The following is a 10,482-nucleotide window of genomic DNA, read 5'->3' as shown; positions in this document are numbered from 1 at the left end:
TCTGTACTAGCTAATGGTTCTGAAGTAACTAGTCAGGCTAACGCTGCTTACGTCACCCACCTACCAGTTTTGAAAAAGGGAACAGCCGGTGAAGCTGTCCGCTTTCTCCAGCAGTTCTTAAATTGCTACATCGACTATTATTTGGTTATTGATGGACAGTTTGGCTCCCAAACAGAACAGGCAGTAAGGAATTTCCAAAGCGACTACAACTACCAGGGCAAATCTAATCCTGACTACTTGATTGTTGATGGGATTGTCGGTAAAGAAACCTATCGTGCCATTGGTAATATGTTTTGCTCTCACGGGGTGACAAGCAGCCAGAACCTAAGAGACAAGGAGGGTTGTAGCAATTAACCCTGGGGAAAAAATCAAGGGATTTCATCCCGACCGTCTATGATAATGATAATCTAACACCACTGGGGTAGTACCATCGCTACTACCCCAGTGGTGAGTTGATGTTCTGTGTTAACAAACCAGTGTCTTCACAATGGCTGATGATTAATGGTAAAAAAATCTCGGTCTGTATCATGAGTAATGACCGAGAAAATGTTAAATCAATTACTATCTTATCAACAACATCTCCAGCTTTACTTAAATCACAAACAAATCCTAACTTTTAAAGTGTTACTAGTTTCCTTACTGCCAGCTCACAAACAAGTAACACTTTAAAAGTTAGCGGCTTATTTACCTTTACCTATTCTTTATGAAAGTCGTCGGCGACATTTACAAATCTTCTTGAGTCTTAAAAAGATTAGTGTACCATTAATCTGCTTTCCAATTATTAAATATTTCGTCAACAATCATTTCTAAAAAGGAATTCGTATTCTGGTTATCATTGATGGAACTAAGTGGCAAGATAACAATCTATTAATGGTGAGTGTCAGCTATCAGAAAAGAGCCATACCAGTGTACTATAAATTATTAAAAAAGAAAGGTAGTAGTAATAAGCGTGGAGCAAATTGCTGTACTACGTCCAGTTATTAAGATCTTCAAAGATTATCAAATAGTAGTCATAGGAGACAGAGAGTCTCAAGTTTACCTCTGAACAGCCCCCGTTAAGGGGGTTTTTTGATGCTAACATAATCCCATAAAGTACCGAACGGCTATTTGGTCTATACAGCTCGTTACTGTTAGTAATTAATCCAATTTAGCGTTATCTTGTACTCTCTGTAACAAACACAAGGGCAGGGATCTAGCCTCGGTTGCACCAGGGGTAAATTGTCCCTGGTGCATCTCATATTTGTAAAAAAGAAGGGGCGGGGGCGCGGGAAGTGTGGGAATTTTTGCCTAATTTCATCCATTGAGATGCACCCAATTGTCCCTGACACTGAAACGGCTACAAGTTAGATGGCAAGAGGGGTTTGAGAGGTGAAGTGGGTTTAATGGGGTGAGTCGATCGACAAAAATTGGTGCTAACTCGAAAAATTCCAAAATAGGGTTTTGAGATCGTCTTAAGGGTGTAGAGACAAAAGACAGAAAATAAAAACTTTGTCCAATGTCGAAACCTGAAAAGGTTTTCCTAGTAAACGTCAAATCATCAAGGAAAATAAATCAATCATGGGAACTAACACTATCAATTCTAACTCTGTACTAGCTAATGGTTCTGCAGCAGCTAATGGTTCTGCACTAGCTAATGGTTTGGCACTAGCTAATGGTTCTGAAGTAACTAGTCAGGCTAACGCTGCTTACGTCACCCACCTACCAGTTTTGAAAAAGGGAAAAGCCGGTCAAGCTGTCCGCTTTCTCCAGCAGTTCTTAAATTGCTACATGGGCTATTATTTGGTTATTGACGGACAGTTTGGCTCCCAAACAGAACAGGTAGTAATGAAGTTCCAAAGCGACTACAACGAAACCCTCTACGAATCTGATCCTAACCACTTGATTGTTGATGGGATTGTCAGTAAAAAAACCTATCGTGCCATCGATGATATCTTGACTCTACGGTCATGCTAAATAAACACTTTGGCAAAGGGACTGAGGCCGTGGGCCAAACGCGAACGGAGCAGGGGAAAGAGGCCGTATTCAGAAAATTTTGCTAGTTAAATAGCCTAAGAACCCTTGTACCGTAAGCTTTCTGAGTTTTTTAACTGTCGGTTTAGCATAAAAGGTACTGAAGAACCAATATCTTTTGCTAAAGATCCCGAATTAGTGCGTTCGCGTAGCGTGACCTACGGTCAATCGCGAAGCACTGCCCTTTGGGCTAATCCCTGATCTTGTCGGGTGCGTTAACCAAGTGTAACTGAGATCTTGCACCATTGTCATTAATCGTAGGGTGGGCAGTGCCTACCAAGGCGCTTTGCAAGCTTCATTATCTGTCTGGTGCACTGCCCACCCTACATGAACCAAGCTTATTGAGAATGGTGCAAGATGTGAGTGTAACGCACCTCTTTAACTGTCAGTAATACTTTCCCATAGCAGCTCTTTGCTGAGCATCGCTTATCCTAGGGTTAACACTCCCATGGGAAAATCCACAACTAAACGCTTTGTTCGTAACCACAAAACACCTAAAAGACTATTGACCAGTTCATTTCCGCGTAACACTTCAACCGTAAACTCCTCTTCCTCAATAACTACCTTTACCTCATATAGCGTTTTTATTTGAGATGTGAACATAGGATTGATATAAAAAGGGAACAGGGAACAGCGGATCTGGGAACAGGGAACAGTAGTCAAGATATCCGAGCAGTTTTTGGTATTATGATAAATCAGCAGTAAACGGGAGCAGGTCAAAGTTGCAGAACAAAAGTACTATGTCCCATTAGCGGAAGCAATTACCCATGAGGGGGCTATAGATAATGTACAAATATAAATAAGTAAATGCTCCCCCTATTACCTATTACCTATTACCTATTACCTATTACCCAAATTTAGTACTTTGGTTCTGCATAAGTGACATGCTTCCGCAGTAAACCCTGTATCTAACAGTGCCATAACGGGAAAAATCTCCCCATCAGCAGACATCAAGCCAATTTCAAAAAATAACTCCCCTCGACTATTAAATTCACCTTGGATCATATTCTGCCACAAGTTCCCGTTTCATTAATTTGCATAATAATACACTTTTTACCTGGATGTTTAGAACGGGATTTGGAAAGTGCTACCTTTTCATCTTTATCGATAAAATACTCTCCACTATCAGATTCAATAATAATAAACCAATCATAATGCTCTTGAATCAACTCTGGTTGTACTCGCTCAAAGAGCTCTCGACAACGCTTATAAAACACTGCATCTTCTGCTTTAATTCTGGCTTTTTCTTCAGGAGACAGTCGTTTCTCCGGAAAAACCTGTCCTCGCCTTACAGTGTGATGGGAAGATGATTGTGTCATTGGTTTTACGACCTAGGAATCACTTATAGCAAAGGGAACAGGGAACAGGGAACAGGGAGTAGGGAGTAGGGAGTAGGGAACTTCGGATCAAAAATTATTACAATCCATTTTAGATGGTGCGTTACATTTCATTAACGCACCCTACAACTATTATTGGTCAGACAAAAACCGGGAATAATAACACCAGCCATGAGGATTATTTGGGTACTGCTCAGTAAATTGCTTCAATATAGCCACGCTTTTTGCTGATTCTCCTCGCAACCGATAATAGTCAGCCTGTAACTTATGAGCATCAGCGGAGTGGGGAGCCAGTTTCAATACAGCATTAACTATCTTTTTAGTCTGCTTTCCTTCTTTACCCAATACTAATTTCATCCGGCAACGATAGGCCAAGCGTCGTTTTAAAACTGAGTAATCACCAGGGGCTAACTGTTCTGCTCTACTTAACCTCAACTCTGCTGACTGAAAATCACCCAGTATTAGGAGTGCATCATAACTGTGAATCATAGCAACAATATCATCTGGCTGAAGTAACAAGATTTGCTCAAAAGCTTTCAGAGCAGCGTGAGCATTATCCAGTTCCATCTCAACTCGCCCCCATGCTAACCAGTGAGAGGGATTTTCTGGCTCAGAAGATGCGGCTGTCTCAAAGGCTTTTACTGCTTTCTCTGGCTGACGGCGACAGACCTCTATCAAACCCCGGATATGATGCCCAGTAGCAACATTACTGGATAATGGCAAAGCACTCTCATAAACCTCAATTGCCTTAGCCACCTCTCCCATCAACTGTAAAAGTTTCCCCAGTTTCAACCTTACCTGAATTAATTGAGGTTGCCGCTGAATAACTTGGTCATACTCCTTAACAGCCTGCTCCCAGTTTCCACTTTTATAGAGCAAATCAGCCAATTCCAACCGTTTTTTCCATCCAGAGGGATACTGCTGCACATAGTTAGTTAAGGTTTTCAACTTCTGCTGTTTTCGGGTGGTTTTTTTATCTAATACCAGTTGTACATTTAACTGGACCTTTGAAGACTGGGATAAGGTTACCAAACAGGGGTTAGTGTTTCTAGACATATCGCTGTTACCTCATAATTAATTTTATCATTAATTTGCTCAAAATGGCACTCTTTTGTTGTCGCATTTTGAGATGGAATAACTGATTTTTTAGTTTTCACTTCATCCCAACTATCATCCTTTTCAATATCTTTTAACAAGGGGTGATAATCATCTATGCCTGATAGATACCGCTTCAACTGCTTTTCCATAATTGCTCGCCCCTTTTGAATGCGTTTGTAAACGTTATCCACCGAGAGAGCAAGTTTTTTGGCAATGTCTGGGTAGGGTATATCTTGGTAAAAATGCAGCACAAAAGGCTCTCGCAGTTGGGGAGACAGAGCGTCTATTTCACGGCGGATGTACATTCGTAACTCGCGACGGAGAAGAGCTGACTCAGGAGAGTAATCACTAGAAGCTAATGTCTGGTGTTCTCCCCCTGCCATTTCTTCAATGCTCTCCATACCGATTGCACCTCTGTGGCGTTTTCGATGCAGATCTACGCACAGGTTATGAGTCATTCGAGTTAGCCATGCTTTGGGATTAGTAATTTTTTCGGCGTGGTGTGGTAGTTTCTCCCATGCCTTGATTCTGGCCAGACTTAATGCTTCTTCAGCATTGGTGCGATCGCCTCCCATCCAAGTTACGCACCGACCGTAAAGATAGTCTTGATTGACCAGCCATAACTGCCAAAAGGCAGTGCGATCGCCAAGAGATATACTTTTTAATAGATTAATCTCGTCTAATTTTGTTTCTGTTTTCATTTTTTTTTAGGGAATCGGGAATCGGGAATCGGGAATCGGGAATCGGGAATCGGGAAAAAATTCGTAAGCATTCAGCTATCAGCTATCAGCCGTCAGCTATCAGCTAATGCGCTACTTAAGGTGCTACACCGAACAGCTTTTGAATAAAACAAGTAAGCATTGGTTTAATCTCTGTTACGTCAGCACCTCAAGTAGCGTGAGCCATTCTTAGCCTGGCTATTCCCGTAGCCTAGCCTTTGGCCTTTGGCCTTGGCTGACGGCTGACGGCTGAATGCTTACAAAAATTCTGTGTACCTCATAGCTAGGAAAAACGCTATATATATTAATGTTAATACTGCATCACTTCTTTTTGTTTAGCGTAAATGTTTTTCAGGTGCTTCTTAACAGTATTGATGCTGATACATAGCTGCTGTGCAATTTCTTCGTAAGTAAAGTTCGCTTTTTTAAGTAACCATACTTCCTTCTCCCGGTGACTTAACCCATATTTAATAGCATCAGTGATAGCGGAATTCTTGGTAGATTGATGTTTATCTTCTAGGGTGAATAACAGATAAGGATCTCGGGATAATTCTAACGTTAACCATCTAACCCTAACCCGAAATTTAACTGACTTATCCACGTTAATTTCAGCTTCGAGAATTAGTTTGCGATCGCCAAACAACTCACGACTATCAATTAATGATTCGCAAACTCGCCAAATTGCCTGAGGGATAGAATTTATCGGTGACTTACCTTGAGAGATTTGAGAGCACATTCGACGTCCAGACTCATTGGCATGAAACAACTTTTTGTTAGTATTTAGAATCAGCACCCCATCAACAAAGCCTTCAATAATTGCTTTGAGCAGTAATGGCAAACCTTCTTCTGAATCTAACTCTGGCTTACTGCTTTCGGGTTTAGTAGCTTCTTCTTTGATTGATTGTGGTAAACTTAAATAGTGTTTAACAGAATCTAGTTTTTTATCCGGTTTATGAAGTTCAGATGTGCTTGAAGCCGCCACTTGGTTAACATCAATACAAATGGGTTTGGTCAAGAGTTTTTGATTAGTCATGGTGAAATGTGATTATGATAAATTACTTGGGGTTATTTCAAATGCCATCGAGCAACTAATTGGTTGTTTTCCGTTTTCCATTTAGCGCTCAAATTATTTCGATTTTTAGCAGTCCACTGGGGCTGCTGAAATTATTATCAAAGATAAATTCGCTGTAATCAGCTAGGTTATCTAGTCCAAGGAAGTTGAGCCAAATTTCTAACAATAGCCATAACGTTGTTCTTGCCAACAGTTTTTTATAGAGCACATTCATGGTTTTATTTAGGATAAAATTACTAGAATATATAGCAGTTGTTTGACTCAGTGGTGCGTTACGGGCAGCAACCTAACCCGGGCGTTGAGGCTGAAAATTAGGGTGAGCGCCCCTAACGCACCCTACAGAACTATTGCCTATTGCCTATTGCCTTTTGCCTTCAATTGCTATATATTCATCAAACCCCACTGCATACTGACTTACCGCCTGAGATGATCTGACTTGTGACTAACTTGTGACGAACTTGTGACTGAATTTTCCTCTGTCAATGGTATAATCCCTACAGTCAGGATCCCATCAGCCATGCCCAGGTCGCTCAAAGTCCGTAAGGAGTGCATTGAAAAAGTTAAACTGGCAGTCAGGCGTAACGGTTTTCAGAGCCAGAGGGCTTTGGCTGAAGATGTGGGGTTTGCCTTAGCCACAGTCAGCAACTTCCTGACCGGTAAACCCGTTGACTATATTACTTTTGAAGAACTTTCTCAGAAATTGTCACTGGAATGGAGAGCCATTGCCAATTTGGATGTTGACCTGCCATCCCAGGCTGTAGATGATGTACTATCCCAGACTGTAGAGGACCTGCCATCCCAGACTGTAGATCAAAAGCCACAGATCACAACCTCCCCCAAACGCCAAGACTTGGGAGAAGCAATTGATGTTACCAATTTCTACGGGCGCAAGGAAGAATTAGCCACACTCAAACAATGGATTATTAATGACCATTGCCGACTGATTACCTTAATTGGCATGGGTGGAATTGGTAAAACAACTTTGTCTGTCAAGTTAGCCCAGCTTCTACAATCGGAATTTCAGTACCTGATTTGGCGAAGTTTGCGTAATGCGCCACCCATTCACGAGCTTTTGACCGACCTGATTGGGTTTTTGTCCGATCAGCAAGAAACCACTTTACCCGAAAACTTAGATGGTAAAATATCCTGTTTAATCGACTATCTGCGGGCAGAGCGTTGTTTGTTGATCTTAGATAATGTAGAGTCAATTCTATCCCCTGACCAACGGGCAGGAGCCTATCGCCCAGGATATGAAGGCTATGGGCAGCTGCTCAGAAGCTGGGGCGAGACTAACCATCAAAGTTGTCTGGTGTTGACCACTCGGGAGAAACCCAGAGAAATTAGGAATAAAGAAGGTGTAAACGCTCCCATTCGTTCCCTGAGGTTACCTGGCTTAACAGAGGGAGAAGGGGAGAAAATTCTCGCCGAAAAAGGCTTTTCTGTCTCAAAAGACGAATGTCAAGCACTGGTAGAGTTTTATGGGGGCAATCCTTTAGCCTTGAAGATTGTTGCCACCACAATTTATGAGTTGTTTGACGGCGATGTGGCTCAGTTTTTAGAAGAAGGCACTATTGTCTTTGGTGATATTTCCGATTTAATGGACCAGCAGTTTAATCGCTTGTCAACTATAGAACAACAGGTGATGTACTGGCTGACCATTAATCGAGAATGGGTCTCATTTAAGGAGCTACAAGGGGACATTATTCCGGTTGTTTCATTCAAACATTTATTAGAAAGCTTAGAATCTCTACAATTGCGCTCAATGATTGAGAAGACTTCGGGAAAATTCACTCAACAACCCGTGGTGATGGAGTATGTCAGCGATCGCTTAATTGAACAGATTTTTCAAGAAATTCAAACGGGAGAAATAGCACTATTGGAGCGCTGTGCCTTAATCAAAGCCCAAGCCAAAGATTATCTGAGAAATGCCCAAATTGAGCTGATTCTAAAACCGATTACCGAACAACTCCTCAACCTGCTTGGTCTCCCGGAAAATGTGCAAAACTATTTGAATCAAATTTTATCAAAACTGAAGTCTTTTCCCCCTCGAAAACCAGGATATGCCGGGGGGAATGTTGTCAATTTACTCTGGCAGCTTGATCTTGACCTGAGTGGCTATGATTTTTCTAACTTAACGGTTTGGCAAGCTTACCTACAGGGCATGAATTTGCATCGAGTCAACTTCGCCAATGCCGATTTAAGTAAGTCGGCTTTGACTCGCACCTTAGGGGGGGTTTTATCAGCGACCTTTAGCCCAGATGGGAAACTCCTGGCAACCAGTGTTGATAATGAGATTTGGTTGTGGGATGTTGCCAACATTAAACAAATTATTACCTGCAATGGTCATACCGCTTGGGTGCAATCCCTGGCTGTTAGTCCAGAGGGAGAAATTTTAGCCAGTGGTAGTAACGACCAAACAATCAGGTTGTGGAATGTCCACACCGGGCAATGTCTGAAAACACTGCGAGGTCATACCAGTTGGGTGCAATCCCTAGCTTTTAGTCCAGAGGGAGAAATTTTAGCCAGTGGTAGCCATGACCAAACGGTAAAGCTGTGGAATGTCCACACCGGAAAATGTCTGCAAACCTTGTCAGGCCATAGCAATCCAGTATTTTTTACTACCTTCACCCCCAATGCACAAACCTTGGTCACTGGGGGCGAAGACCAAACTGTGAGAGTCTGGGATGTCAACACTGGTTCTTGCCTGCAAGTCCTAGAAATCCCGATCAATTGGGTATTATCGATTGCCCTTAGCCCAGATGGAGAAACATTGGCAACTGGAAGTGATGGCACAACGGTAAAATTTTGGGATTTAGCCAGTGGTGAGTGTATTAAAACCTTACCAGACTACAACAGTCATGTGTGGTCAGTTGCTTTCAGCCCAGATGGTAAAACACTGGTGACGGGTAGTGAGGATACAACGGTTAAAATCTGGGACGTGGCAACCGGGAAATGTCTGCAAACGTTGCACGAGTATAGCAATTCCCCTTTAGGCAATAGCTACGCTTCACGGATTTGGTTGGTTGCTGTTAATCCCGATGGTCAAACCTTGCTGAGTGTGAGTGAAAACCAAACCATGAAGTTATGGGATATCCACACGGGACAATGTTTAAGAACAGTGGATGGGTATAGTAATTGGATCTTATCCGTTGCTTTTAGTCCAGATGGTGAAATGTTGGCCAGTAGTAGCGAAGACCAACGGGTAAGATTGTGGGATATTGATAGGGGGCAATGTCTACAAACCTTGTCAGGACATACTAATCTGGTCTCATCGGTCACTTTTGCTCCCAAAGACGATCAGATTCTGGCCAGTAGCAGTGACGACACAACTATCAAACTTTGGGATGCAAATACAGGAGAGTGTTTGCAAACACTGTGGGGACACGATAGTTGGGTGCATGCGGTCAGCTTCAGTCCAGAGGGAGAAATTTTAGCCAGTGCCAGTCGTGACCAAACGGTAAAGCTTTGGGATTGGCATACGGGAGAATGTCTGCACACCTTAGAAGGGCATATTCACCATGTCAAAACTATTAGTTTCAGTCCCTGCGGTAAAATCCTAGCCAGTGGTAGCCATGACAACACGATCAAACTTTGGGATGTCAGTACGGGAACCTGTCTACAAACATTGCCAGGTCAAGGGGATTGGGTTTTATCGGTTGTGTTCAGTCCCGGTGGAAATCTGCTGGCGAGTGCCAGTGGAGACCAGACGATTAAACTGTGGGATGTTGAGACGGGGCAATGTCTACAAACCTTATCCGGTCACACATCTAGAGTCAGAACAATTGCCTTTAGTCCAGATGGCAAGAGTTTAGCCAGTGGCAGTGATGACCAGACTGTTCAACTGTGGGATATCAGTACAGGTACTGTTCTCAAACTATTTCAGGGACACCACAAAGCAATCCGGTCAATTGCCTTTAGTCCTAATCGTCCTGTGTTAGTGAGTAGCAGCGAAGATGAAACCATTAAGCTTTGGGATGTGGAAACCGGTAAATGTGTAAAAACCCTGAGAATTGATCGACCCTATGAAGGGATGAATATTAAAAACGCCATTGGTTTAACCAAACCTCAGAAAAACACGTTAAAAGCTCTAGGTGCAGTAGAGAAAGGCTAAGAGGCAAGAGGCAAGAGGAACCCACCCCTAACCCCTCCCAGGAGGGGAAGGCAAGAGGCAAGAGGAACCCACCCCTAACCCCTCCCAGGAGGGGGAGGCAATAGGCAAGAGGAACCCACCCCTAACCCCTCCCAG

At 42.7% G+C, this 10,482-nt stretch carries 10 protein-coding genes; 4 read left to right on the top strand and 6 right to left on the bottom strand.

Translation table 11 applies throughout. The features are described 5' to 3' along the window. Both F6K37_RS22640 and F6K37_RS22635 read left to right on the top strand, forming a co-directional pair. On the top strand, positions 1–354 hold a 354-nt coding region (locus F6K37_RS22640), incomplete at its 5' end, for a peptidoglycan-binding domain-containing protein (protein WP_287252283.1). Between the two features lie 1,203 nt (positions 355–1,557). Continuing rightward, positions 1,558–1,953, top strand: coding sequence for a peptidoglycan-binding domain-containing protein (locus tag F6K37_RS22635; protein ID WP_008189184.1), 396 nt, complete (start codon positions 1,558–1,560; stop codon positions 1,951–1,953). A 483-nt stretch (positions 1,954–2,436) separates the two neighbouring features. On the opposite strand, the gene F6K37_RS22630 is transcribed toward F6K37_RS22635, so the two are convergent. The 4 genes from F6K37_RS22630 to F6K37_RS22615 all read right to left on the bottom strand — a co-directional run bounded on the left by F6K37_RS22630 (position 2,437) and on the right by F6K37_RS22615 (position 5,146). Continuing rightward, complete coding sequence (locus tag F6K37_RS22630; protein WP_008189188.1) at positions 2,437–2,613, bottom strand: hypothetical protein; 177 nt, start codon at positions 2,611–2,613, stop codon at positions 2,437–2,439. A 398-nt stretch (positions 2,614–3,011) separates the two neighbouring features. Further along, the gene (locus F6K37_RS22625) at positions 3,012–3,329 is read right to left on the bottom strand and encodes a hypothetical protein (RefSeq protein WP_008189192.1); all 318 of its coding nucleotides are present in this window, start codon (positions 3,327–3,329) and stop codon (positions 3,012–3,014) included. A 150-nt stretch (positions 3,330–3,479) separates the two neighbouring features. Then, positions 3,480–4,403 (bottom strand): tetratricopeptide repeat protein, encoded by a 924-nt coding sequence (locus tag F6K37_RS22620; RefSeq protein ID WP_131826993.1) that lies wholly within the window; start codon positions 4,401–4,403, stop codon positions 3,480–3,482. Continuing rightward, positions 4,373–5,146: an RNA polymerase sigma factor gene (locus tag F6K37_RS22615; RefSeq protein ID WP_008189195.1), complete on the bottom strand. Its 774-nt coding sequence runs from the start codon at positions 5,144–5,146 to the stop codon at positions 4,373–4,375. The genes F6K37_RS22620 and F6K37_RS22615 overlap by 31 nt, the downstream gene beginning before the upstream one ends. Here F6K37_RS22615 and F6K37_RS22610 point away from each other — a divergent pair. Then, complete coding sequence (locus F6K37_RS22610) at positions 5,131–5,253, top strand: hypothetical protein (protein ID WP_267872106.1); 123 nt, start codon at positions 5,131–5,133, stop codon at positions 5,251–5,253. The genes F6K37_RS22615 and F6K37_RS22610 overlap by 16 nt on opposite strands. Before the next feature lie 221 nt (positions 5,254–5,474). On the opposite strand, the gene F6K37_RS22605 is transcribed toward F6K37_RS22610, so the two are convergent. Together F6K37_RS22605 and F6K37_RS22600 are read right to left on the bottom strand one after the other, a co-directional pair. Next, entirely contained in the window at positions 5,475–6,197 is a 723-nt protein-coding gene (locus tag F6K37_RS22605) for a helix-turn-helix transcriptional regulator (protein ID WP_008189197.1), read from the bottom strand. Positions 6,198–6,285: 88 nt separating this feature from the next. Beyond that, positions 6,286–6,450, bottom strand: coding sequence for a hypothetical protein (locus tag F6K37_RS22600; protein WP_008189199.1), 165 nt, complete (start codon positions 6,448–6,450; stop codon positions 6,286–6,288). Positions 6,451–6,753: 303 nt separating this feature from the next. On the opposite strand from F6K37_RS22600, the gene F6K37_RS22595 reads away from it, so the two are divergent. Next, complete coding sequence (locus tag F6K37_RS22595) at positions 6,754–10,347, top strand: WD40 repeat domain-containing protein (protein ID WP_287252279.1); 3,594 nt, start codon at positions 6,754–6,756, stop codon at positions 10,345–10,347. Positions 10,348–10,482: the final 135 nt, after the last annotated feature.

The sequence above is a fragment of the Moorena sp. SIO4E2 genome (assembly GCF_010671945.1).
In the GTDB taxonomy this organism is placed as follows: domain Bacteria; phylum Cyanobacteriota; class Cyanobacteriia; order Cyanobacteriales; family Coleofasciculaceae; genus Moorena; species Moorena producens.
This window is presented reverse-complemented; position numbering and strand designations above follow the sequence as displayed.